Consider the following 24260-nt stretch of genomic DNA (forward strand, 5'->3'; position numbering starts at 1 on the left):
ACTGTCTGACGCTGATATCGCTCTACAAAACAGGCTTTCTCCGCAAACCGCTTCCCGCATCTGCACGCGTACCGGCGCTTTCGATAGAATAGATACACCCACCGTTCAAAGAGCTTGAGATGTTGAACTTTTTGGATGCGGTAATCATGGATTCTCTCGGTTCTCTCCCCGCAGGATGGGCAACGATGAGGCGTTCGCGGCATTTCTACATGGAGCGCGATAAAGCCCTCTCGTTCCTCCATCTTTGTGACCTTCACACCTTTTAATCCGGGCAAATCCATGGTAAAATTCATCGTACACGCAGCTCCTATCCTTTCTTTGTTTCTCGACAATTCAAGGATAATGGATAAAGGAGCCTGCGTGCATTTTTTTTGCCCTCTTTTGTGCAAAAACCCCAACATTTATTGTAGAGCCACAAAAAAAGGTTCGGATCATTAAGATAAAGTGATCCGAACCTTTTTTCTTCCTTTGGGCTAGTTTTGTCCTAGCCTTCTTAAATCGATTGGGGTACCTTTTGTTCTTCTGAATAATTGTTGTAGAATGAAGCATAGTAGCCACTTTGATTTAATAGTTCTGTATGGGTTCCTGTTTCAATTATTTTCCCGTCTTCTAAGACAATAATTAAGTCCGCATTCATGATGGTCGTGAGACGGTGGGCAATGACGATTCGGGTACATTTCATGGCTGATAAATATTGGTCAATCTTTGCTTCATTGACGTGATCTAAAGAGCTTGTTGCTTCATCGAGTAATAAAATTTTTGGTTTGTGCACAAGGGCGCGGGCGAGTGCGATCCTTTGCCGCTGGCCACCAGAGATGTTATGCCCCATCTCAGATACAAGTGTCTCATAGTTCATCGGCATGTTCATAATCTCTTCGTGAACTTGAGCGATTTTTGCGGCTTCGATAATGTCCTCCATGCTCGTATCTGGATTATGGAGGGCGATGTTCTCTCGAATTGACTGATTTAATAGTGTGACGTCTTGAGGGACGACACCAATTTTTTGCCGTAATGCTCGCTTGTTCAAATCGTTTAAATTGTATCCATCGTAATAAACCTCACCTTTTGTTGGCTCATACAACCCTAGCATGATTTTAGAGAGGGTGCTTTTGCCAGAGCCTGATTTACCGACGAGGGCAACCTTTGTTCCTGGTGCGACACGTAGCGATACATCTTTCACGACTTCTTGGCCAAATCGAGAATAACTGAAAGAGACATCTTTCAAGGTAATTTCACCATGGAGGTTATGAAGGGCCTTGCGATTTTCCCCAATATCCTCCTCTTTTGAGTCAAACACATCTTGAGCTCTTCCTAAGTAAGCATTTGCTAGTATAAAAGAATTGATCGTATGAACGAGAGAACTACTTAACCCGAAAAATTGCGTAGTCACAGAATAAAAGGCTACCACTGTTCCCATTGTTACTGCTTGGGCTAGGACTTGATGAGATCCAATGTAAAGAACGATGAGCGGCGCGATCACGGTTAAGAATGTCGTTGCCGTATTTACGTTATTTAAAATATATTCCTTATTCTTGTAAGCTAAGATGAGCTTATTGAATCGATTCTCCCACTTTTGATACATTGTATCTTCCACACCAGCTGTTTTAATGCCGAATATGCCGTACATCGTCTCAGTTTGAGTTGCCTGAACTTCCGATTGCTTCATAATCTCTTTTTGATTTGCCTCCGAAATTTTTGGCCGACTAAAATAGATGATTAGGCCATTTACTGTTGCTAGGAGGAAAACGATTAAAGTAAGCAACGGCGAAAACAGCGTCATGTACGCAAGTATGACCACTAACATCCCGATGTCCAATATCCCTTTTAACAGCTGATTGGCAAGTAAGTCTCGAATGACACGCAAGCTGCCTGCGCGAAAGAGAATATCTCCAAACGAGCGTACCTGAAAAAAGTGGTACGGTAAATTTAATAAGTGACGAAAAAACTTGGTCATCATTTCTCGGTCAAGGTGGTTTTGCATAATGACGAGAGCCCTGCCTTGAATGAAGACAAAGAAAGCTTGAGAAAAAACATAGCAACTAAGCCCAATTAAGAATACTTGAAGCATCTCTCGGCTTTCTGGTAAAAGAATAAAATCAATGACAAACTGGACGAGCAATGGATTGGCGAGCGTAAGTAATTGTAACGTAACGGAAACGGCGATGATGAAAAGGAGCAGCTTCGGCTTTTTAACCATGTATGTGAGATAAGGTTTCCAAAGGTTTTTCGGCTTCTGATAGTCTGGCTGCCTTTCTGGATTGCATGTCAAAATGTAGCCTGTATATTTTTGCTGCAACTCGTCCTGCCTGATTTTCAATCTTCCTAAAGCTGGATCAACAATATAATAGTGGTTTTTTGTTACTTTCTCTAAAACAACAAAATGTTTCCCTTCCCAAAAGAGAATTGCTGGAAGTTGATGCATGTGCAAGTGCTCTGCTGGTGTTTGATAGACTTTTGCCTCAAAACCTAAATGTTTGGCTAGTTGTTTTAAGTGGAGTAACGTCGTACCATCACGCCCATTGGCCATTCGTTCTCTTAGGTAGTGGAGTGAAACATGTCCCTTGTAGTATTTGACAATCATCGCCATACAACAAAGGCCGCACTCTGTTTGTTGAAGCTGTTCAATGAAGGGTACCTTTCTTCTATGTTTGATCTTATTATCTGTCATGAATTCTCAACTCTTTTTCGGTTAATGTAGAAGAGGGAAGCTCCAGTGCTAAAATCGATGGAACGGTAGGGTTAATATGTCGAAGCAATTGATAGCCAATACCTGTGACCCCTAACATCATTCCTTGCAATTGATCGCTATGATTTAAGCCCAATTTCCAGCCATATGTGTGCGCTTGGTCGATAGAAGAAATCGCTAATTTTCTTGCTAGTTCTTTTGGCTCGGGATTGTTCGTATACTGGGCATACAACAGTAAAAGGTCTAAATTTCCGAAATCACCGTGACAGAGACTATGATTATGTCCGAACCCGTCTGATATGGTTTTGTTTAATGCAGCATTTAATTCTTCGTGAAGAAGTTCGTCATCGTAGAACTGTGCTAGTAAAAGACGGCTGATCCCAATCCCGGGAGCACCATGGCACCAAAAGGTTTGATAGGCGTTTCCCTTCCTTAAATCCACCCAATTGTTTTCCTGTTTGTTAAATCGGTTCCGTTCATAGACAAGGTACGAGTGCCCTTGTTTCAAAAGCTGTTCATCATTCGCAACCGTTCCGTAAGTGAGTAAAGCTAACGCAAATCCTGCGGCTCCATGGCTAAGCCCCGTAAGAACCGTATCTGGCTGTTTAGAATCTAATAGCACTGACAATCGGCTTGCGGTCGTCTTTGCTACCTCAAAAACTCTAGGCTCGTTTGTCAGTTGATAGATTTTTGTCAGCATATAAAGAACTCCAGATAAACCACTGACAAAGTCCGGTGTTTCTTCGTGCTGAACACATTCTTCCAAATGCTTCAAGTATTCATGTGCCTTTTGAATGATGTGTGAATCAGACCGTTGGAGTCCAAGCACCATAAGGCCATAGAACAGTGACCCTAAACCGAAATAAGCAGAAGATGGCATTAGCTCAGGCTTTAGCTGTTTAAACATTCCTTCCAACAAAGCATCAGCAGCATGCCGGTAGTGTGTTTCTCCTGTTTGTTGAGCAAGTTGATCGAAAAACAAAACAATTCCTAATGTACCATCATAAATCCCTGGTGTGAGAGGGGAGACGGTTACGGCTTCATTCATTCCAACACTTACACCAATTAAATAAGCGGCATGCCGATCGTCTTCCCAAATGAGTTGCGCTAAAATGTCATCTCCTATGGCTTGGGCTTCTCGCAAAAAGTATCCATCTTCTCGGTCAGCAGAAGCAGGTGACATTGGTGTTTTTTCGTGAGAAGGTGTCCAGTCGCCATTAGTAAGGGTAGCAAGAGAGCTCTTGATATAGCGAATTTGTCTTGCTTCATCTTCACTCCCTAACTGTTGTAGTCGATGGGTGACTCGTTCAATACAAGAGGATTGAAAGAGGTCAGCGATGTCTCTTCCATATCCATCCTTAACGATGGTTCCGCCACAAGTAAGGACAAAATAAGGGATATCATGGTTTTCAAGTTCTGCTATTTCATGTGGCACGATCTTCTTAAATGGAGCCATTAACGAGGTAATGTTCCAGAATGATTCAAACAGCTTATTCCGCCTAGTCGGTTCCTGCAAATAGTCGGGGTGAGTGCTAGCCTCCAAAAATTTAGCATAAACATGAGTGGCCCGAAACACATGGCGAATTTGACATGATTCAAAAGCGAAGATAGGCCCGTTGTGGTCCATTAGTTCATCGATTTCGTTGAGAAAGAGTCGATACATTTTCCGAAAACCATCTGTAACATGGGGGATGTAATTCCCGATATTCGCTTCTTTCCCGTTAACTGTAGGTTTATTTTGGCTAGATTCGGTTACGTAAGGTTGTTCAACTAACTTCATCTCATCCGTTTTTTGATTGACGATAACCCATGTTTTAATCTTTTCAGATTGAACGCCTTTTCCCCCGCCGACTGCACTTAGATCGATATCAAGTAATTTGCCACTAGCAATTGTAATCGGAAGCATCAAGGTCCCAAAGACAGATTGTGTTAGCTCCCTAGCAAGAGCAGGAAATGGAAATGCGCTGTCGTAACAATCCAAATCATTGGTGAATAATGTTTCTAAATCAATTAACATCGGGTGTTCTCCGCAGGCGATTAAATTGTCTAAATGAAGATCTGTCGCTCCGAAAAGATAAGCGATAGCCAGATATCCTCCGATTCTTGAATAATAGCGCTCGATCTCATCCTCCGATGTTGCCTCTTGATGTGGGATAAATTCATACCAGCCGTATGTTTGTCGATCAATGGCTATAGGAATGCGTAATGATGGTTGAAATCCTTTGGAATTAACCCACTCAATAAACTCACCAAATTGTTTATCAATTGACAGGGAACGGGGCTTGTAGACTACTTTTTGGCCAGAGGCAAATGTAAGGATGGTCACACATTGACCATTTACATGAGTATCCCCGACGCCGAGCTGAAGGTTCGTTAGTCGTAAGTCTTTCTCTTTAAAAAAATCACTCAACAATAGGTAGTCTTTCATATAATGCTGAATGATCTTTTTTACAAAATTGATGGTGCGCAACGTCTCATTTACTACAAGTTTACCTAGAATTGGATATATATTAAATAAATTTATTGATTTTGAAGTTTTATTAAATTTATGGTTAAAATCCATATAACGTTCGTGTGGTGTTGATCCGTTTAAGCCTACAGTTAATTTATCAATGTGCATTTCTGAAATTAACGTACGATGAGTTAAGTGAAAGAGGCGATGGTGAACAGCTGTTAAGGTTGATTGTAGAAGTGATTGCCGTTCTATGAGCGCCATGTCCGTTTTGAAAGTCATAAAATAGTCGGACATTGATTGATATGTAAATTGAAGAAAGGGAGTATAGAAAAAAGAAAACAAATCATTTTCTGCATGGAAGTATTTCTGGATCTCTTCGGTGACAGGGATCGATAAGATGTCATGAAGTTGTTCTAGCCAATCTGTATCGTTGGTGTGCGGAAGTGTTGTTGGTACGCTAGGATGCTCACTTGTTAGAGGAGTTTTCATCGTTACCTCTCTCCTTACTAGTTACTATTCTATTTAAAAAGTTTAAATCCTTTATAGAGGAGCAGCCCTCATGATCATGAGGGCTGATTTATGTCGACACTAAGTAAGTATAAAAATGAAGAGCACGCTACATTAGCACTGGCTTGTACACTTTGTAGTTGGGCACAAGGCTACGGAGACACCAACTGTAGCGCAAGGCCAAGTTGTTTGTGCATGCACATCTCCTGAACCAGCTAGAGACGAAAGTTCCTTCTCGTTCACCTCGTCAACGAATTGTAGACCTTGGGCTTTGCGGAATTCAGGATTACGCAAATCTTTTGAATTTACCATTAAAATACCTCCTAATATAAAATTTGTCTCTAGAGACAGTTTAAATGTATCATAGCTTCCTTTAAAATCCAATATAATTTTTGTGATTTTTTTATTATTTTTTAATTTAGGAAAATTTTAAAAAAATATTGTTGACTAAATTTCAACAAAGTGGTAGATTTTAAGTGAATTACATGGAAGGAGGTGAAATTAATGACAAATCTTTTAAAAGAATGGAAAATGCCTCTTGAGCGTACTCATAATAATTCTAATCCAGCAGGGGATATTTTCCAAGAGTTAGAAGACCAAGATATTCTAGCTGGGGTGAATGGTGCTTGCGCATGGTACAACATCAGCTGCCGTCTAGGTAACAAAGGTGCTTACTGCACACTTACAGTTGAGTGCATGCCTTCTTGCAACTAATACTTAACAAAATAGAGAAAGAGAGTAGTTACGCTACTCTCTTTCTTTACATGGACAAGGAGAAGAAAATGAGAGAATTACAAAATGCTCTTTACTTTTCAGAAGTAGTGTTCGGGCCAAATTTGGAGAAAATAGTTGGTGAGAAACGGTTGAATTTTTGGCTGAAGTTGATCGGGGAGGATCCTGAAAACCTTAAGGAGTTTCTCTCGCGAAAAGGGAATTCTTTTGAAGAACAAACGCTCCCGGAAAAAGAAGCGATCGTACCGAACAGATTAGGAGAAGAGGCACTAGAAAAAGTAAGAGAAGAATTGGAATTTCTTAATACATATTCAACGAAGCATGTAAGAAGAGTAAAAGAACTCGGTGTCCAAATTCCATTTGAAGGCATTCTTCTGCCGTTCATATCCATGTATATAGAGAAATTTCAACAACAACAATTGAGGAAAAAAATTGGTCCAATACATGAAGAGATTTGGACTCAGATAGTGCAAGATATTACCAGCAAACTTAATGCTATTCTACACCGTACACTTATCCTGGAACTGAACGTTGCAAGAGTCACCTCTCAGTTGAAGGGAGATACCCCGGAAGAACGATTTGCTTATTACTCAAAAACCTATTTAGGGAAAAGGGAAGTCACCCATCGTCTTTATTCTGAATATCCAGTTGTCCTACGATTACTATTTACCACGATTAGTCATCATATTAGCTTTATAACGGAAATTCTCGAACGAGTTGCCAACGATCGAGAAGCGATAGAAACAGAGTTTTCACCATGCTCACCGATCGGTACTTTGGCCTCACTCCACCTAAATTCAGGTGACGCTCATCATAAACAACGCACGGTCACTATTCTAGAGTTTTCTTCGTCGTTAAAACTTGTTTATAAACCGCGTTCTCTTAAGGTTGACGGGGTATTTAATGGCCTGCTTGCATTTTTAAATGACAGAACAGGTGAAGTGATAAAAGATCAATATTGTCCTAAAGTGCTACAACGAGACGGATATGGATACGTAGAATTCGTTACCCATCAAAGCTGTCAATCGCTAGAAGAGGTATCTGATTTTTATGAAAGACTCGGTTCACTTATGAGCCTTTCGTATGTCCTCAATTCATCCGACTTTCACTTTGAAAATATTATTGCTCATGGTCCATACCCTGTTTTAATTGATTTAGAGACGATTATTCATAATACGGCCGATTCATCAGAAGAGACATCCACAGCGATGGATAGAGCTTTTCGGATGTTAAATGATTCTGTCCTTTCAACAGGTATGCTACCTTCGTCTATCTATTATCGAGATCAACCGAATATGAAAGGGTTAAACGTAGGTGGTGTCAGCAAGAGCGAGGGACAGAAAACACCATTTAAAGTCAATCAAATTGCAAACAGAAATACGGATGAAATGAGAATAGAGAAAGACCATGTGACGCTTTCTAGTCAAAAGAACTTGCCAATTTTTCAATCGGCAGCAATGGAGTCTGTTCACTTTCTCGACCAAATTCAAAAGGGCTTTACTTCAATGTATCAATGGATTGAAAAAAACAAGCAGGAATTTAAGGAACAGGTGCGGAAGTTTGAAGGTGTCCCCGTCCGGGCGGTCCTCCGTTCCACGACACGTTATACGGAACTTTTAAAAAGTAGTTATCATCCAGATTTACTAAGGTCAGCACTTGATCGTGAAGTTCTCTTAAACAGGTTGACGGTAGATTCTGTCATGACCCCATATTTGAAGGAAATTATTCCTCTCGAAGTGGAAGATTTACTTAATGGGGATGTTCCATATTTCTATACTTTGCCGGAAGAACGCGCCTTATATCAAGAGGCTTCCGCTATCAATTCAACGTTTTTTACCACATCTATTTTTCATAAAATCGATCAAAAAATAGATAAATTAGGGATAGAGGATCATACTCAGCAAATGAAAATTTTGCATATGTCGATGCTTGCAAGTAACGCGAATCATTATGCAGATGTTGCAGACCTTGATATTCAAAAAGGTCATACGATCAAAAATGAGCAGTATGTAGAGATGGCAAAAGATATTGGAGATTACTTGATGGAATTATCTGTGGAAGGAGAAAATCAGGGTGAACCTGATCTTTGTTGGATCAGTACGGTTTTAGAAGGCTCTAGCGAAATTATATGGGATATTTCCCCGGTAGGTGAAGATCTATATAATGGTTCAGCAGGGGTCGCCCTATTTTATGCTTACTTGTTTAAAATAACAGGGGAGAAGCGATATCAAGAGATCGCCTATAAAGCGTTAGTCCCTGTTCGGAGATCTGTTGCTCAATTCCAACACCACCCTAACTGGAGCATAGGTGCATTTAATGGAGCGAGTGGTTATCTTTACGCAATGGGAACAATCGCTGCTTTATTTAATGACGAGCGTCTTAAACATGAGGTAACTAGAAGCATCCCTCATATAGAGCCTATGATCCACGAAGATAAAATCTATGATTTCATTGGGGGTTCAGCAGGGGCGTTGAAAGTATTTTTATCTCTTTCCGGCCTTTTTGATGAGCCTAAGTTCTTGGAATTGGCGATTGCTTGTAGTGAACATTTAATGAAAAATGCGATCAAGACTGACCAGGGGATAGGATGGAAACCACCATGGGAGGTAACTCCATTAACGGGTTTTTCTCATGGCGTATCAGGCGTAATGGCTTCGTTCATTGAACTCTATCAACAGACTGGAGATGAACGGCTGTTATCCTATATTGATCAATCTCTTGCGTATGAGCGAAGTTTCTTTTCAGAACAGGAGGAAAACTGGCTAACTCCAAACAAAGAAACGCCAGTTGTTGCGTGGTGCCATGGGGCGCCAGGGATACTTGTAAGTCGCTTACTATTAAAGAAATGTGGATATCTTGATGAGAAGGTAGAAAAAGAGATTGAAGTGGCCTTGTCTACAACGATAAGAAAAGGTCTTGGTAACAATCGTTCCCTTTGCCACGGTGACTTTGGCCAATTGGAGATTTTACGATTTGCGGCCGAGGTTTTAGGCGATTCGTATTTACAGGAAGTAGTAAACAATCTCAGTGGTGAGTTGTACAATCTTTTCAAAACAGAAGGGTATCAGTCGGGAACCTCTAGAGGGACGGAATCCGTTGGTTTAATGGTGGGGCTGTCTGGATTTGGTTATGGACTTTTAAGTGCTGCTTATCCATCTGCCGTTCCTTCTATACTAACGCTAGACGGCGAAATTCAAAAATACCGTGAACCGCATGAGGCGAATCATTAACAATGAACATCATTGGGAAGACAGGAGGTTTGTACTAATGGAGTGGAATGTACTAGTTGGCGTAATTATTATTTTTGCAGTGGCAATCGGTTTGTTTTCAATTAAGAAAAAAAAGTAAGAAAGTGGAGGGAGGTTCTAGTGAGAGCCTCCCATTTCTTTATCAAGCTTAAAATTTTCGTTGTAAATAAAGCCAGTAACAAAGCGCACTAATAAGAGTCAAGGAGAACATCGTTGTCGTCAAAGATCGAAATGTTGTATAGGTCATTTCAATCCAACCTGAAATAAGGATCAAGAACGACAATCCTGCCATGACAAAGAAAAATGAAAAGCGGAACAGACGGTATTGCATCGCCTGTGCTCGTTCATCGTCACCTTCGCGTTTCATTATGATCATAAGAACAATAAACACTAAAAAGGTAATGCTGCTGATGGCATTTAAAAAGGGGATCCATGTTTCCACTTTTACTCCTCCTCGTCCTGTATGTATTGGAAAACTTCATGAATATCGGCATTAAGCGCATGTGCGATTTCAAACGCTAACGCCAGTGAAGGGACATATTTATTTTTTTCAATTGAAATGATCGTTTGTCTTGTAACACCGGCACGTTCGGCCAACTGCTTTTGTGTCATGCTGTTCTCTGCTCGTAAGACGTTAATTCGATTCGAGATCTTCCCCTTTTTCTTCATGAACTCATCACCGCCCTTCTGATTGTGTAGCCTCACAAATCATACTAAAGAAAAACCTTCTTTGTGTAAAGTTTATTTTACAGGTTGCTTACTAAAGATAATAGAACACCTGTTTTAGGATGAAAGATCTTTTTTTGCCATTGCGATTATTGATTTTTTTATATAAAAATGGTATTTTTTTATGATAAAATGAGTGTTATCAACGGCTAGTAGGTAATTAATCATAGCGCCATAAGGAGGATGACATGAGGTATAAGCGGGAAGAAGCGTTTCGGTATGAGTTTCCTACACCGATCATTACGACTTTACTCGTCTATGAGGAAGGGGAATTACTCGCGAAAGACGAGCGATGTGAAGTGATCAATATGAGCCTTGGCGGAGCGCGAATTAGAAGCTCCTTAAATATAAAAAATCATTCTAGAGTAGAACTTCGATATATGATGGTTCAAAACAACGTCATGCTCATGTTACCTGGAGATATTGTCTGGAAGGAATCTACGTATACACATCAACATTATGGATTAAAGCTCGTCCTTGATGTGGAGGCGGAAGATCGTTTACTAAGGGACTTAAAAGCACGTGCAAAAATTATACAATCTCTTCCTGATAAGACTTGATATCCTTTATAATGAAAGAAGTTTAAAGGCAGGGTGATCAGTCACTTGAATGGAGGACGAATGTGAAACGCGTATTAAACTATTTTAGACGAATGAAATTTTTATTGAGGTTTTCGCGGTCGCTTCCGTTTTTTCGTGAGTTCTTCTTTACAAAACAGATTTCAGTGAAAAAAAAGCTTATAGGTGTAGCTTTGATTGTGGGGTACGCGCTGTTTCCTTATGATCTTATTCCCGACTTTTTGCTTGGGATTGGGATTCTTGATGATGTCTTTGTCGCCACACTTGTTTTAAATTGGTTTATGAAGCTAGCGCCAGAACAATTAAAGACAAAGTATCAATTAATTGAGAAAAAAGATGATTCATCTGAGAATCCACGCATTAATTAACGCGTGGATTCTCCTTTTATAAAACGCCAAATCCCATTCAGTACGTTCGCTTGGTACAATGAGAGGAGAAGGACAAGAAGGACGGGCCCGATCACGAGGCCGAGTACACCGAATAGCTGCAGTCCAGCAAATAGTGAGATTAGTGTCGCAAGTGGGTTTAACCCGAGGCTCGACGAGAGTACCTTCGGCTCGGCTAATTGGCGAATGAGCACGGTTAAGCCGTAAAGAGCTAAAAGTCCGACGCCAAGAAACAGGTTACCTGTCACAATGCTATAGATCCCCCAAGGAATAAGAATGATACCCGTTCCTAAATAGGGGAGCAAATCTACAAGCCCAATAATGAGGGCGATCGTAAATGGATGCTCCACTTGAAGAACGAGCAACCCAATAAAGTTGATGAGCGCCGTTAAGCTGATGAGAATGACTTGTGCTGTAATGAACCCGAATACTTTCGTTTTTAAATCCTTGATTACATCGAGGGTTCGCCTTCGTACAATAAAGGGAAGTCTGGTCCTTGCAGCCATTTTAAATTTGTTCCAATCTTTACTGATGAAATAAAGGCCTAAAATAATAAAAACAACAACCGTCAATGTCAAAGGAAGGGCACTGACAATGTGAGAAAGGCCATTGGCGATTGCTTGTCCTAAATTGCCAAGCAAAGAAGCGAGTTGTCCTCCTAGCTGTTGAATCCCTTCTTCTAGTGCTCTTTGTTGGGAGGGCTCTAAGCGATCAATGAGACCAAGCCCTTGATTCCAAAGGGGTAAAATTTGTTCGTTCACATAGTTTTGGATCGTCATGGAAATCCGTTCAATTTGCGTCGGAACCATTAAGGACAAGTAGCGGAATCCATCGATCATTTTCACAATCATGATGGTAACGAGCCCGCCGATTAAGCCAAATAGGAGTAACAAACTGACGAGAACAGCCAATGGGCGGGGAAGACGAATATCCTTTTCTAACGTATTCACGATCGGGTTCATGAAAAAAGCAAGCAGCGCTGCGATGAGAAACGGATATGTGAGAGACAAAAAGAAATATAGCGCATAGAGACCAGTTGCAATAAGCAGGGCAACGATGAGAAGTCGAGCGATCAGTAGTAATGTGGGATGATTCATGATCATGCGCTCCTTTCCTTTAACTGAGCAATGAAAGTACAATCAAGCCAGCGAGCCAACAATAGAGAGCAAAATAGATCAGTTTCCCGTGTCTCATTATGTTCATAAACCATAGCAATGACACATAGGAGGCGATGAATGAGCCGATAAAAGCAATGGTATAAGGGATCCATAGAGCGGTGAAATGTGGATCTTGCACGATGTCGGAAATGGCAAGCACTCCAGAGCCGAGACTGATCGGAATGTACAAGAAAAAGGAAAATCGCAAGGCCGTTTCTTGTCTCCATCCCAGTCCCATGGCAGCGACAATAGTGGCGCCAGAGCGACTAATGCCAGGGATGAGAGCAGCTGTCTGTGCTAAGCCGACGAGCAGCGCATCTTTTAAGGTGATGTCTCCATCTTGTTTTCTTCCATTTAAATGGCGAATGAGCCAAAGAGCCATTCCTGTTATGAGTAAAGCAAATGCAATCACATGAAGCTGCTTTAATTCTGTTTCAATCCAATCTTTGAACAGCAGCGCGGCGAGGACTGCTGGAACGGTTGCTAACAGGAGATTAAACGAGATCCGGAAATCGCCTTTTCCTTGCGCATCTTGATACAGTACGTATCGTGCCGATCCTTTGACGAGCTTGAGCAAATCGAACCGATAAATGGCGATGACGGCAAAGAGGGAAGCAAAGTTGACCATTACCTCAAAGCTCAGTCCTTCAGTTTCGACGCCAAGAAAATGCTGAAGCAGAACAAGATGCCCGCTTGAGGAAACAGGAATCGGCTCGGTAAAGCCTTGAAATAGCCCTAATAGTAAATACTTGATTAATAGCCAAAGCTCTTGACTCCACTCCACTTTCGATCTTCCCCTTTTTCATCAATAGTTAGACATGCTCTATCGTATGAGTTTTTAAGAGGAATCATGACCGATTCTCATAAAGTGGGAATGAAAAGGAGGACGAGCTTAATTTCGCCAAATGATATAGACCATATACCCAATGTAAAAGGAAGCGAGAATCAGGCCTTCATATTTTCCGACCGTGTAGCGTGTTCTCGAGAAGACGAGTAGAAGCAGCGTCAGGAAAATAAGCAACAGTAAGTCGACAACGACGCGGCTATCTACGTGCATCGGGGTGATGGTGGCGGCTGTCCCTAGAACGAAAAAAATGTTAAAGATCGAACTGCCAACAATGTTCCCGAGTGCGATCTCGCTTTCCTTCTTCAAGGCAGCCGTTAACGAGGTTACTAACTCAGGTAATGATGTTCCAATCGCAACAATCGTTAATCCGACTAACGTCTCACTCATTCCGTGAGAAAAGGCGATCGCCGTGCTATGCCTAATGACGAGTTCGCCACCGCCAATAATCATGGCAAGCCCAAGAATGGAGAGGAATATGTTTTTCCCCCATGTTGGCTTGATAGCGAAATCTTGGGCTATTTTCTGTTCACGTGGACTTGTTCGCGCCACCTCAAAAATGTAATAAAGGAAAACGCAAAAGATCAGTAACAAGATCAACCCTTCGCTGCGGGATAACGTACTTTCCACTGCCCCTTCAATCATTTGGTCATTAATAAATATGTATAGCGCAATGCTTGCGAGAAGGGTGAACGGAATTTCCTTACGCAATGTCGCGTTTGTCACAATTAATGGTGAGAGGAGGGCGGTAAGCCCAACGACAAGGGTAATGTTAAACATATTACTCCCAATAACATTTCCTAAGGCCACGTCAGGATTCCCGTTCAAAGCCGCGATAATACTCGCGGTCGCTTCAGGAGAGCTTGTGCCAAAGGCAACGATTGTTAACCCAATTAAAAGAGGTGAGACGTTTAACAAGCGAGCGATAGATGATGAACCATCGACAAAAAAATCGGCTCCTTTGATGAGTAAGGCAAAGCCTAGCAATAAGAGAACATAGCTCATTTCATCTCACCTTTCCATTACGTATTGATCAAGGGTTAGCAAAGCGCTCTTATGTAAACTGGTTTTTGGATTTTTTGACGGTTTGCCTTTAGTATACCTAGTGAATTAAAAATGTGTGTGGGAAAATGATGTAAAATCAAATGACTTTTTGCACTTTATGAAAGCGAATCGGCTATTAAAACATTAAAAAAATAGTATGGTCACAGGGCTGTTAGTAAGTATCAGAATAAGAATCGAAAGGAGCCGAGAGATGATTACCATTGAACCTGCAAAAAAGCAGCATGTTGAGGGCATTGTTCGAGTTTGTTCTGAAGGTTATCGTCAGACCTATAGAGAAACATATTCAACGGAGTACATGGAGCGAGTCATTCGGGAAATTTTATGACTACGAACGGATTGAAAAGGAATTAAAAGTGTCGCAAGAATGGGGCGGGTGGTTTGTGGCAATCGATGATGGACAGGTGATTGGTGCTGGGGCGGGTGGTTTGACTGCTGATCATGTAGGAGAAATCTTCGTCTTGTATATGGACCCTGTCCGGCGCGGGGAAGGAGTAGGCACTGAGTTATTAGAAGCGATTACAGCTCAGCAAAAGGAGTTTGGTGCAATGGAACAATGGGTTTCCGTAGCGAAAGGAAACGAGAAAGGCATTCCTTTTTATGAAGCAAAAGGCTTTATTTGCATAGATGAGAGGAAGTCGTATGCAACGACTGAAGAGGAAGCGTATACATCGTTACGTTATAAGCGAAGCATATGAAACGAGGAGCTTGATGGCTCCTCGTTTATTTGTGTCCTTAAAATTCCATTCATAGTTGGTGGTAGCGAGCTTTCTGATGGTTAAACTTTATAGCCCCTCATCCTCAAATCGCTTCAAATCATTTTTATGGCCGATGACAATTAATAGATCACGGTTTTTAATCATTTCATCCGGAACCGGTGAGACATTAATCTCTTCCCCACGCTTAATCGCTAAAATCGTCACACCATATTTTGCCCGTACGTCTAACTCGATCAATGTTTTCCCAGCTACTTTTTCCGTAGCTAACAATTCCATAATACTGTACTCATCAGAGAGTTCGATAAAATCAACAACTTTTTCAGATGACAAGCTTTGGGCAATTCGCATCCCCATCTCATATTCAGGATGGATGATCCGGTCTGCTCCAATTTTATCTAACACTTTATGATGGTAATGGTTTTGTGCCTTCACCCAGACATTTTTAATGTCCATTTCTTTCAATAGCAGAGTAGCTAAAATACTTGCTTGAATATCTTCGCCAATACAGACAATGACATAATCAAAATTGCGGATTCCGAGTGACGTTAGTGCCTTTTCGTCTGTCGCTTCTGCAACGACTGTGTGTGTTGCTGTTGCTGTAAATTCATTCACTTTATCAGCATTTTTATCGATCGCAAGTACTTCATGTCCCATGCTATATAATTCGCGACATATACTACCGCCAAATCGGCCCAAACCAATAACAGCGAACTGCTTTTTCTCCCGCTTTGCCACCGGCACTCACTCCCTATCTATGTTTAAAAGTTATCTAATCCATTCTATATGGGGCCTTTACATTTGTTTTAGGAATCGTTCATCCTACTTGATCTTACCCGTCCATAATCTGGATGTCAACGGAGGAGCCCTGTATCGTATGTAAAGCTACTTATGTCTATTTCCTAGGAAATATGTTGTCGATAAGTGACTATGGTGCTTTTACAATCTTAAAAACATTTACTAAAACTAGAGAATATTAACAATTTTCTAACGTTCAGTTTATAGAAGGTTAAAAGTGTCCCACTACCATACGAGGTGGAGGAAAAATGAGGTGGAGGGGATTTGAAGTTTATTAAGACTATTCGCCAGTTTAATGCTGCTCATGCTGTCGGCTTACAAAGCCGGGGGAACAGGCAGTACGAGCTGCGAAAGAAGTCGAAGGGAATGTCGAAGAAGACACGGTGGATCGGTCAGTTGGGAAATTGTTGATGTCTTTAATTAAGAGAGGATGAGTTCAATGAAAAAGTGGTTACAAGGGTTGATGATCGCGGCTGTTGCCGTGGGGATGACGGCGTGTGGAAGCAGCGAAACGACTGGAGAGGACAAGCAGGCTGAAGGAAATACAGGTGAAGTCGATCATGCAGAAGTGGATCGCTCGAATTGGCCAGAGACGTTTGTGTATGGCATTTTGCCGACAGAAGATCAGGGGGAGCTGGCCAGCCGATTTGAGGCGCTTGAAGATTATTTGGAAGAAAAGGTAGGCATTGAGTTCGAGTTGTTTGTCGGAACTGATTATAACGCTTTAATTGAAGGTATGCGTAATGGACATGTGCATGCATCAGGGTTCGGTCCATTTTCCTACATGCTTGCCCATGAGCGAGCAAACGCTGAAGCCTTTGCGACAGGTGTGTCCGACCCTGAAGATGCGTTTTATTATTCTTGGTTTATAACCCTTGAAGAAACAAACCTGAACGGATTGGAAGATTTAGATGGAGCCACCATTGCTTATGCCGATCCAGCTTCCACATCGGGACATATTTTTCCAAAAGGGATGCTAATTACAGAATTAGGGCTGACAATGGACAATGTGGATGATTACTTCTCATATGTCACGTTCTCTGGTAGTCATGAAGCGTCGCTCTATTCTGTATTGAATGGTGATGTAGATGTAGCCGGTGTTTGTAGTTCATGCATTGAAAATATCTACGACCGAGTTGAAGATCATCCGAACTTTGAACAGTTAAAGGTGATCGCTGAGTCCGATCCGATTCCAAATGGCCCACAAGCGATCAGTATGGATCTGCCTGAAGATTTACGCGAGCTCATTATTGACGCGTTTTTAACGATGCATGAAGATCCGAGCATGCAAGAATTTCTTGAGTCCAATGGGTATGATGCAGGTTACATTGAAGTGGATGACAGCATGTATGATGTTGTTCGTGAGACCGCAGAAGCACTAGAGATGAGCGCAGAGGATTTGTTGAACTAGTTGGGGCTTCAGTAGGGAGAACCAAAAACGTATGGACAAAGTCAAAGGGCCTCGCTGTAGGCCCCTACTTTTTTCACGAATAGGTGTATATAAACAGCACGTCAAATTTGTTTTTTGAACAGGAGGGTCAGCACGATGGGTGAAATGATCTTAAGGGTTGAAGGGTTGAAAAAAGTGTACCCAGATGGAACCGTTGGAATAAAAGAGATCAATACATCGATCCGCCGCGGAGAGTTAATTTCCGTTATTGGGCCGAGCGGGGCAGGAAAGAGCACGTTTCTCCGCTCCATTAATCGTTTAGTGGAACCAACTTCTGGGGCGATTTTTGTTGAGGGGGAAAATATTTGTAACGCGCGAGGAAAAAAATTACGGCAAATGCGACGGAAAATCGGTATGGTGTTTCAACATTATAACTTAATTAAACGATCCTCTGTCTTGCAAAATGTTCTTCATGGCCGTCTTGGGTATATGTCAACCATTAAGGGGGGGCTCGGTCGGTTTCATGAGTCAGATACGAAACGGGCATTATCGATTTTGAAGAGAGTTGGCCTTGAGGAGCAGGCGTTCAAGCGAGCAGATGAACTTTCAGGGGGACAACAGCAACGTGTCGGGATCGCCCGAGCCATTGCGCAAAACCCGACGTTGATTTTAGCGGATGAGCCGATTGCTAGCCTTGATCCGACAGCTTCTGAAAACGTCCTCCATTATATGAAGACGATTTGTCAGGAAGAGGGAATTACAACGGTTGTGAATTTACACCAAGTGGAGTTTGCGAAGAAATTTGCCGATCGCATGATAGGGATTAAGGCAGGAGAAATTGTGTTCGACGGAACTCCGAGGGAATTAACGGATTACACAGTCGACCAGCTGTATCAATAAGGAGGTGGATGAACATGAGTCTACCAGCTGAGCAATTGACAGAGAAGCAACTGTCACGATCAAAAAAACATGAGGGGAAATCGGTCGATCAGCTATTTCAAGATTGGAAGCGGCGTAAGAAAATGGTCCGCAAAAATCGTATGTTTACGCTCATTGTCTTAGCTGCTCTTATCATTTGGTCTTGGGTTGAGACAGGCTTTCAACTGACGTATTTATTTTCAGGTGCTTCGAACATGGCCACTTTTATTTTTGAGGACTTACTCCCTCCGGACATGACTGCGATTGGCTTATTTTTAAAGCCAGCTTTTGATACGGTCATGATGAGTTACGTAGGAATGGTCATCTCGGTCATCGCTTCGTTGTTTTTTGGTTTTCTTGCCGCGAAAAATTTGAGCTTTCATCCGCTCATTAGCGTGCTGAGCCGTTCGTTTATTGCTTTTCTTCGCGCGGTTCCGGCGCTCGTCTGGGGAATCGTTATGGTTGCTGCCTTTGGCTTAGGCCCATTTGCCGGGACGCTTGCGATAGGCTTGTCGGGAGTAGGGATTCTTGCAAAAGCGTATGCGGATATGCTAGAGGAGTTGGATACTGGACAGCTTGAGGCGATTCGGGCAACAGGAGCAACGTGGTTTCAACTCGTTGGACAAGGCGTTTGGCCGCAATTCAAAGCAGGATTTGTCGGCTGGTCCCTTTACAAAATGGATTTAAATATTCGCGAGGCCGCTGTCCTGGGCTTGATCGGTGCAGGTGGGATTGGTACAGCATTGCAAAGTTCGATCAGCCTTTTCCAATATCAACAAGCAGCGGTAGGGATCTTAATGATTTGGGGTCTTATTCTCATTGTTGAGTTTACTACAGCAAAAATAAGGGAGCGACTATTATGAGTCAGTGGGCGCAGCAAAAAAATCGAACGACAAAGCAAATCATTGGTTTTTTAGCAGCCGTTTTCTTTCTATATAGTATGTTTTATCTAGAGATTGTACCCGAGCGGGTGATTCAGAGCTGGGAAAGAAGTCAATCGCTTATTTTAGGAATGTTTCCTCCCACATTGGATGAGCCGATTGATGTGTTAGGCGCGGCTCTTGAGTCACTTCACGTTGCGGTTATGGGGACAGTGCTTGGCGTCATTTTCTCGATCATGCTCGCTTGTTTTGCAGCGAAAAACCTCGCCCCTCATTGGTCGGTTAGCTATTTGGTAAAGGGGTTTGCAGCCTTTGTCCGTGCGGTGCCAGCCTTGATTTGGGCGTTGCTGTTTATTGTGGCGGTAGGTCTTGGTCCCATTCCAGGGATTTTAGCCTTAGCAGTAAATAGCATCGGCATGCTCGTCAAAGTGTATGCGGAAGCCATTGAGGAAATCGACCACGGTGTGATCGAAGCGCTACAGGCGACAGGAGCCAATCGAGTTCATGTTATCATGCAAGGAGTCATTCCGACCATTATGTCTGCATTCATCTCATGGTCGGTTTTCCGATTTGATGTAAACATTCGTTATGCAGCGGTTTTAGGGATAGTCGGGGCCGGAGGGATTGGCTGGGAGCTTGTGCGAGCATCTCGAGTGCTTGCCTATGACCAAGTGCTCGGCATTACGCTCGTTATTTTTGCGATGATTATCGTAATGGAATTTTTGACCCGCTATTTAAAGCAGCGTTCAGATCTCGTGTTAGCGAAAGCGTCCAATTAAGTTTCAATAAGGTAGAGGCGCCAATCCTCTACCTTTTCTCATTGTTTAGGAAAGTATAAAATATCGACTTGTGCATAACGTGTGGATAAAAATGTGGATAATTATCAGGGTGCTACACATCAAGCGAGATATGTTCTGAATGATTCATCTATATTTGGAACGTGATAAAAGTCGCGGTAGAGATTTTGTTCTTCGTTTTCAAAAAGGGGATGCATCGTTTTTGCCAACTCTTTGGAAAAGAGTTATGATCGTTTTGAAGTATGTGTTCGGTTTGAATGGTATATGGAAGAGAGGTTTTTGATGACAAAGTCAGAGCACGCACCTGAATCTAAATCTGTAAAAGTCGTCGCCCTTGTCACGGCCCTTTGTCTATTAGGGGACTCTCTATTGTATGTTGCCCTGCCGATTTATTATCGAGAAGTGGGGTTACAATCGCTTTGGGAGGTCGGAATCATTTTATCTTTGAATCGTTTTGTTCGGATTCCGATCAATCCGTTGGTCGGTAAGTGTTACCAGCATGTAACCTTGCGCACAGGGCTACTCATTGCCGTTAGTTTAACGTTGGTGACAACGATTGGTTATGGAGTCGGTTATGGATTTTTCGTTTGGGTAATTCTCCGGTTGTTATGGGGAATTGCATGGTCTTTTTTAAGGCTAGGTGGTCTGTTTACGGTGCTAGAGGAAGCTACCGACAGCAATCGAGGCAAGCTGATGGGGCAGTACAATGGATTATATCGACTTGGGAGTTTAGGAGGAATGCTTGGAGGTGGGATTCTTGCGAGCTTCATCGGACTCTCGGAAACTGCTATCATTTTTGGGGTGTTAGCGGTGCTCGCGATTCCGTATGTGTTACGCTACGTCCCATCGTTGGCACAAGAAAGAACTGGACAACCGGAAGGCGATTCAACTGAAAAGAAACGAAAAGGTTTGTACGGTCGTCATGCGATCCTTGCCATTAGTAGTGGCTTATTGCTTGCGTTATTTCTGCAAGGTCTGTTCGGATCAACGCTGAGTTTGCTCATGCTAGAGCATTACGGTGAAACGATTTATATCGTCGGTATGATTGTAGGGGTAACCGCCTTATCTGGGGTACTTCAAGGGGTACGCTGGGTGTGGGAGCCCTTCCTAGCGGTCTTGTTCGGTCATTGGTCCGACGGGGATCGAGGGCGTTTGCCCCTTTTCATCCTCTTTTTGATCATGACAGCCTTAGGATACGGGGCGATGGTTCTTTCCCTGCCACTAATAATCTGGTTAGCTGCCGTTATCGTAGTAATGGTCGCTTCAACGGCTTTAACGACCCTAATTGATGCGCTGACCTCTGATGTCGCCAAAGGACAAGATGCGAATCGGGTGATGACAAGTTACACGGTGTTTCTCGATGTTGGTGCAGCCCTTGGGCCCTTACTAGCCTATTTTCTATTGGACATTGGCTTAAGTTTGACGTTTGTCTATTTAAGCTCTGCGGTGATTTTTCTACTGCTAGCTGTCCAATGGGGGTGGTGCTACTTGCGCGATCCGTTTTATCGCCATGATTCGATGAGGAAAGCAGTGTAGAAGGTAAGGAAAGGAGGAGAACGAATGATCTTTTTTGATATTGACGATACATTGCTCGATCATCAAGGAGCGGAGCGACGAGGCGCAGCGCAATTTTATCACCAATATAGGCACGAGCTTCCGTATGGAAAGGCTGATTTCTTACAAGCATGGGAAGAGGCATCTGAGCATTTTTATACAAAGTATTTAACAGGTTGTTTATCGTTTCAAGAACAACGGCGAGAGCGAATTCGTTCTTTTTTTCCAGAATTGCTTGATGTTGAAGCAGACGAGCGATTCCAAGATTATCTTGATTATTACGAGGTAAATTGGCGAAGGTTTGATGACGTAAAGGCTTGTTTAGATCGATGGACAAAGGCCGGTCTTTCGTTAGGTGTGATTAGCAATGGTTCACAGCAACAGCAGCAATCGAAGCTTGAACGGTTAGAAATAAGAGAATTTTTTCGATATGTCGTGACATCAGAAGCAGCGGGGGTTGCCAAACCTGACCCGCACATTTTTGCTTATGCTTGTAACCTAGCAAAAGAGGCAGTGGAGAGCTGCTTCTACGTAGGGGATCGGTTGAAAACAGATGCTGTTGCTAGCCAGCAGGCAGGGCTGACGGGGGTTTGGTTGAACCGACTTGGAAAGGAATTACGTGAAACGGATGTCATCATCATCCGAAGTCTGGATGAATTGGACAAGTATCTTACCATTTGAAAAAGAGACTACCAAGTGGCAGTCTCTTTTTAGTATTTTTTACGGTTGGAAGGTTTTCAGCATGGCCCAGAAGCTTGGGAGAATCCCTTCTTGTGCTTCTTTATTCGGAATGTATAGTTCAAAACGATACGTTTCTCCATTTGGATACGTCTTAGCAACATGGAAAATATTCGTTTCTCCGTCATCGCTCGTCACTTTTTCACGTAGAGAAAAGTCCACATCCTCTAAAGGTGTAGGATAGTTGTCCTCGATGGTTCCAGTTGTGTGCTCGATGATGTTGTTTTTTAACGCGTTCGTGTCAGCACTTGATCCTTCTTGAATAATACGTGTAAAGAAACTTCCGTCGTAATCAGATAAAATGACATCACGGCGCGGCTCCTCACCTGTTAAAGAAAAGTTCTCAAGAACATAAATAGAATAGCCTAATTCACCGCGATTAAATTGGGCACTGCGCATCTCTTTATCGCCTTCGACCTCGACTTCAATCTCTTTTACTTCTGAAGCGTCGCTCGTTTCTTCTGAAGCTTCGTCTTCAGTGGTCTCTTCCTCTGTCGGTTCTTCTTCAGCTGCTTCTTCTTCGTCTACAGGCTCTTCTTCAACAGCATCCTCTTCTTCAACAGCTTCGTCTTCAGCGTTCTCCACGTCTTCTACGATTTCCTCTGGATCTTCTCCTTCTGTTCCTGAAGTTCCTCCTGTACCGCATGCGACAAGCATTACGCTAAGTACACACGTAGATAATCCTAACCATAATTTTTTCATCCTAAAGGTCCCCCTCTTTCTGTCTTTTCATCTATAGAACGTCATTTAAATCATAATTGTTTCATTTTTTTAAGTAAAGAGTCATCCTTTTTTGTTGGAAAGAAAGTAAGGACAACACTAGTTTATTGTTAGAAAGTTTTCGTTTGCTTTGGCTTGCTTGTACACCTGTTGCAACTTCCAAAGGATAAACGGCAGGCTTAGTAAGCTTAAGGCGATTCCCACATATCCAGTATAATAGAACATTTTCACTGTCAGTTCACTAGTCTCTGGTGTTTCTCCGATAGGCAGGTGAAAGATGACAAGAAGCACCAAATTGTGAAAGGCATGGAGAACGATCGGGAGCCAAATATTTTTCGTTGCCATATAAAGAAAACTCCAAAATAAGCCAATCATAAAATGTCCGAGAAACCCAAGATTGACATGAAGGAGAGCAAAGACAAGTGAGGCTATAATCGCTCCGGTGAATAGCCCATACCTAGCGGCCCACTTTTGCAGCAAGAAACCACGGAAAAACATTTCCTCTACGATCGGTGCAATGAGGACTGTGGCTAGAAATCCTCGTATAAACGAGCGATCATGAAGGAACGATGGGTTTGGAATAAAATCAGTAAGTAGGCTCGGAAAAAGCAATGCCACGAAATACATAAGGACGAAAACAATCGCCATGGAAAACAGAAGAAAGACGAGCTGCCAGCAAGCTAGCTGGGTGAACGAGTTAAACGAAGGAAACCCTTCACGGAAAGTAAGCCATGTGCGCAATGATACACCGTGCGTCTTTAAGCGCCACCAAAGGGTAAAAACCGCTACTAGTGGCAGAAACTCAGCAACATAGCTTAACACATCAAGGGAAAAAACAATGCTGACTAGAGCAAGAATGAGCATCGCTATGAGTGAGGTCGCCACACACCATAAAAGAGTACGAACGATAGGTACATGATTCATCAAATGTCACTTCCAGTATAGTTGAGAGAATATAAGCTATGGTAAAATGAGGGAGTGAAACCCTTTTAGGTAAGTGTATCAAAAATAAGCGTAAGGAGGCGAATGATGACGATTTCTCTTCGTAAGCTTAGTGACCGAGTGTACTACCTTACGACAAACAGTGATTTACATACAGCACGAGCCCTTTATGAGAAATTTGGATTTGCGATCGTTCATCAAGTGAAAAAGCAATATTCTGGGTATGAGCTAGTAGATGAAACATGGGAGCGTTCCTTACTCTCATAACCAAAGGAGCGAAAGAAATGTGAATAGGTTACACTTAGTTGGACAGTTTCGTTAAGGTCATATACACTTGATTCAAATAAACTCTGAGGAGAATCAAACATGACCAAGCGTCCGAGAAGAAGCTATACAAAAGAATTTAAGGATCAAATCGTTCAACT

24 protein-coding genes and 1 pseudogene are annotated in these 24260 nt (G+C 42.4%); 13 read left to right on the plus strand and 12 right to left on the minus strand.

Features of this window, described 5'->3' with window-relative positions:
- From E2L07_RS14620 to E2L07_RS21770, 4 genes are all read right to left on the minus strand, one after another.
- A partial coding sequence (locus E2L07_RS14620) for a transposase family protein (protein WP_134229420.1) occupies positions 1–293 on the minus strand: 293 nt, incomplete at its 3' end.
- A gap of 200 nt (positions 294–493) precedes the next feature.
- Positions 494–2668: a peptidase domain-containing ABC transporter gene (locus tag E2L07_RS14625; RefSeq protein WP_134229935.1), complete on the minus strand. Its 2175-nt coding sequence runs from the start codon at positions 2666–2668 to the stop codon at positions 494–496.
- Positions 2658–5630, minus strand: a complete 2973-nt coding sequence (locus E2L07_RS14630) for a type 2 lanthipeptide synthetase LanM family protein (RefSeq protein ID WP_134229936.1) — start codon at positions 5628–5630, stop codon at positions 2658–2660. Before E2L07_RS14630 ends, E2L07_RS14625 begins: the two co-directional genes overlap by 11 nt.
- Before the next feature lie 132 nt (positions 5631–5762).
- Positions 5763–5960 carry a class II lanthipeptide, LchA2/BrtA2 family gene (locus E2L07_RS21770; RefSeq protein WP_010896631.1) on the minus strand — a complete coding sequence of 66 codons (198 nt, stop codon included), beginning with the start codon at positions 5958–5960 and terminating at the stop codon, positions 5763–5765.
- A 192-nt stretch (positions 5961–6152) separates the two neighbouring features.
- Between E2L07_RS21770 and E2L07_RS14640 the strand changes: the two genes are divergently transcribed.
- Complete coding sequence (locus E2L07_RS14640) at positions 6153–6362, plus strand: plantaricin C family lantibiotic (protein WP_010896632.1); 210 nt, start codon at positions 6153–6155, stop codon at positions 6360–6362.
- Between the two features lie 68 nt (positions 6363–6430).
- Positions 6431–9610, plus strand: a complete 3180-nt coding sequence (locus E2L07_RS14645) for a type 2 lanthipeptide synthetase LanM family protein (RefSeq protein WP_010896633.1) — start codon at positions 6431–6433, stop codon at positions 9608–9610.
- A 166-nt stretch (positions 9611–9776) separates the two neighbouring features.
- Here E2L07_RS14645 and E2L07_RS14650 read toward each other — a convergent pair whose 3' ends face one another.
- Positions 9777–10070: a hypothetical protein gene (locus E2L07_RS14650; RefSeq protein ID WP_010896637.1), complete on the minus strand. Its 294-nt coding sequence runs from the start codon at positions 10068–10070 to the stop codon at positions 9777–9779.
- A gap of 2 nt (positions 10071–10072) precedes the next feature.
- A complete protein-coding gene (locus tag E2L07_RS14655) occupies positions 10073–10297 on the minus strand; it encodes a helix-turn-helix transcriptional regulator (RefSeq protein WP_010896638.1) in 225 nt (74 codons plus the stop codon).
- Between the two features lie 245 nt (positions 10298–10542).
- Between E2L07_RS14655 and E2L07_RS14660 the strand changes: the two genes are divergently transcribed.
- Positions 10543–10914 (plus strand): PilZ domain-containing protein, encoded by a 372-nt coding sequence (locus E2L07_RS14660; protein WP_134229938.1) that lies wholly within the window; start codon positions 10543–10545, stop codon positions 10912–10914.
- A 62-nt stretch (positions 10915–10976) separates the two neighbouring features.
- On the plus strand, positions 10977–11300 hold the full coding sequence (locus E2L07_RS14665; RefSeq protein ID WP_053432184.1) for a YkvA family protein: 324 nt from the start codon (positions 10977–10979) through the stop codon (positions 11298–11300).
- On the opposite strand, the gene ytvI is transcribed toward E2L07_RS14665, so the two are convergent.
- The 3 genes from ytvI to E2L07_RS14680 form a co-directional block, all read right to left on the minus strand.
- The gene (gene ytvI / locus E2L07_RS14670; RefSeq protein WP_010896641.1) at positions 11297–12415 is read right to left on the minus strand and encodes a sporulation integral membrane protein YtvI; all 1119 of its coding nucleotides are present in this window, start codon (positions 12413–12415) and stop codon (positions 11297–11299) included. The genes E2L07_RS14665 and ytvI overlap by 4 nt on opposite strands.
- A 19-nt stretch (positions 12416–12434) precedes the next feature.
- On the minus strand, positions 12435–13259 hold the full coding sequence (locus tag E2L07_RS14675; protein ID WP_134229939.1) for an undecaprenyl-diphosphate phosphatase: 825 nt from the start codon (positions 13257–13259) through the stop codon (positions 12435–12437).
- A gap of 108 nt (positions 13260–13367) precedes the next feature.
- Positions 13368–14324 (minus strand): calcium/sodium antiporter, encoded by a 957-nt coding sequence (locus E2L07_RS14680; protein WP_053432186.1) that lies wholly within the window; start codon positions 14322–14324, stop codon positions 13368–13370.
- A 250-nt stretch (positions 14325–14574) separates the two neighbouring features.
- Between E2L07_RS14680 and E2L07_RS14685 the strand changes: the two are divergent.
- Positions 14575–15079 (plus strand): annotated as a pseudogene (locus E2L07_RS14685) (N-acetyltransferase family protein).
- Positions 15080–15166: 87 nt separating this feature from the next.
- Here the strand turns inward: E2L07_RS14685 and E2L07_RS14690 are convergent.
- Positions 15167–15835 carry a potassium channel family protein gene (locus E2L07_RS14690; RefSeq protein ID WP_010896645.1) on the minus strand — a complete coding sequence of 223 codons (669 nt, stop codon included), beginning with the start codon at positions 15833–15835 and terminating at the stop codon, positions 15167–15169.
- 324 nt (positions 15836–16159) lie between these two features.
- On the opposite strand from E2L07_RS14690, the gene E2L07_RS20890 reads away from it, so the two are divergent.
- The 7 genes from E2L07_RS20890 (at position 16160) to E2L07_RS14720 (ending at position 22116) form a co-directional block, all read left to right on the plus strand.
- Positions 16160–16306, plus strand: a complete 147-nt coding sequence (locus E2L07_RS20890) for a hypothetical protein (RefSeq protein WP_166740090.1) — start codon at positions 16160–16162, stop codon at positions 16304–16306.
- A gap of 28 nt (positions 16307–16334) precedes the next feature.
- The gene (gene phnD, locus E2L07_RS14695) at positions 16335–17306 is read left to right on the plus strand and encodes a phosphate/phosphite/phosphonate ABC transporter substrate-binding protein (protein WP_053432187.1); all 972 of its coding nucleotides are present in this window, start codon (positions 16335–16337) and stop codon (positions 17304–17306) included.
- A gap of 135 nt (positions 17307–17441) precedes the next feature.
- On the plus strand, positions 17442–18185 hold the full coding sequence (phnC, locus tag E2L07_RS14700; RefSeq protein WP_053432188.1) for a phosphonate ABC transporter ATP-binding protein: 744 nt from the start codon (positions 17442–17444) through the stop codon (positions 18183–18185).
- Between the two features lie 14 nt (positions 18186–18199).
- Positions 18200–19066, plus strand: a complete 867-nt coding sequence (phnE, locus tag E2L07_RS14705) for a phosphonate ABC transporter, permease protein PhnE (protein WP_053432189.1) — start codon at positions 18200–18202, stop codon at positions 19064–19066.
- The gene (phnE, locus tag E2L07_RS14710; protein WP_053432190.1) at positions 19063–19863 is read left to right on the plus strand and encodes a phosphonate ABC transporter, permease protein PhnE; all 801 of its coding nucleotides are present in this window, start codon (positions 19063–19065) and stop codon (positions 19861–19863) included. The genes phnE (E2L07_RS14705) and phnE (E2L07_RS14710) overlap by 4 nt, the downstream gene beginning before the upstream one ends.
- A 300-nt stretch (positions 19864–20163) precedes the next feature.
- Positions 20164–21417 (plus strand): MFS transporter, encoded by a 1254-nt coding sequence (locus E2L07_RS14715; RefSeq protein ID WP_166740091.1) that lies wholly within the window; start codon positions 20164–20166, stop codon positions 21415–21417.
- Between the two features lie 24 nt (positions 21418–21441).
- Complete coding sequence (locus E2L07_RS14720; protein WP_053432191.1) at positions 21442–22116, plus strand: HAD family hydrolase; 675 nt, start codon at positions 21442–21444, stop codon at positions 22114–22116.
- 39 nt (positions 22117–22155) lie between these two features.
- Here E2L07_RS14720 and E2L07_RS14725 read toward each other — a convergent pair whose 3' ends face one another.
- Both E2L07_RS14725 and E2L07_RS14730 read right to left on the minus strand, forming a co-directional pair.
- Complete coding sequence (locus E2L07_RS14725; RefSeq protein WP_010896652.1) at positions 22156–22875, minus strand: hypothetical protein; 720 nt, start codon at positions 22873–22875, stop codon at positions 22156–22158.
- A 117-nt stretch (positions 22876–22992) separates the two neighbouring features.
- Entirely contained in the window at positions 22993–23817 is an 825-nt protein-coding gene (locus tag E2L07_RS14730) for a CPBP family intramembrane glutamic endopeptidase (protein WP_134229941.1), read from the minus strand.
- Positions 23818–23922: 105 nt separating this feature from the next.
- Here E2L07_RS14730 and E2L07_RS14735 point away from each other — a divergent pair, with 105 nt between their 5' ends.
- Positions 23923–24102 carry an N-acetyltransferase gene (locus E2L07_RS14735; protein ID WP_134229942.1) on the plus strand — a complete coding sequence of 60 codons (180 nt, stop codon included), beginning with the start codon at positions 23923–23925 and terminating at the stop codon, positions 24100–24102.
- The last annotated feature ends 158 nt before the right edge of the window (positions 24103–24260 follow it).

Origin of the sequence: Halalkalibacterium halodurans (genome assembly GCF_004376175.1) — a bacterium.
Classification (GTDB): Bacteria; Bacillota; Bacilli; order Bacillales; family Bacillaceae_D; genus Halalkalibacterium; species Halalkalibacterium halodurans.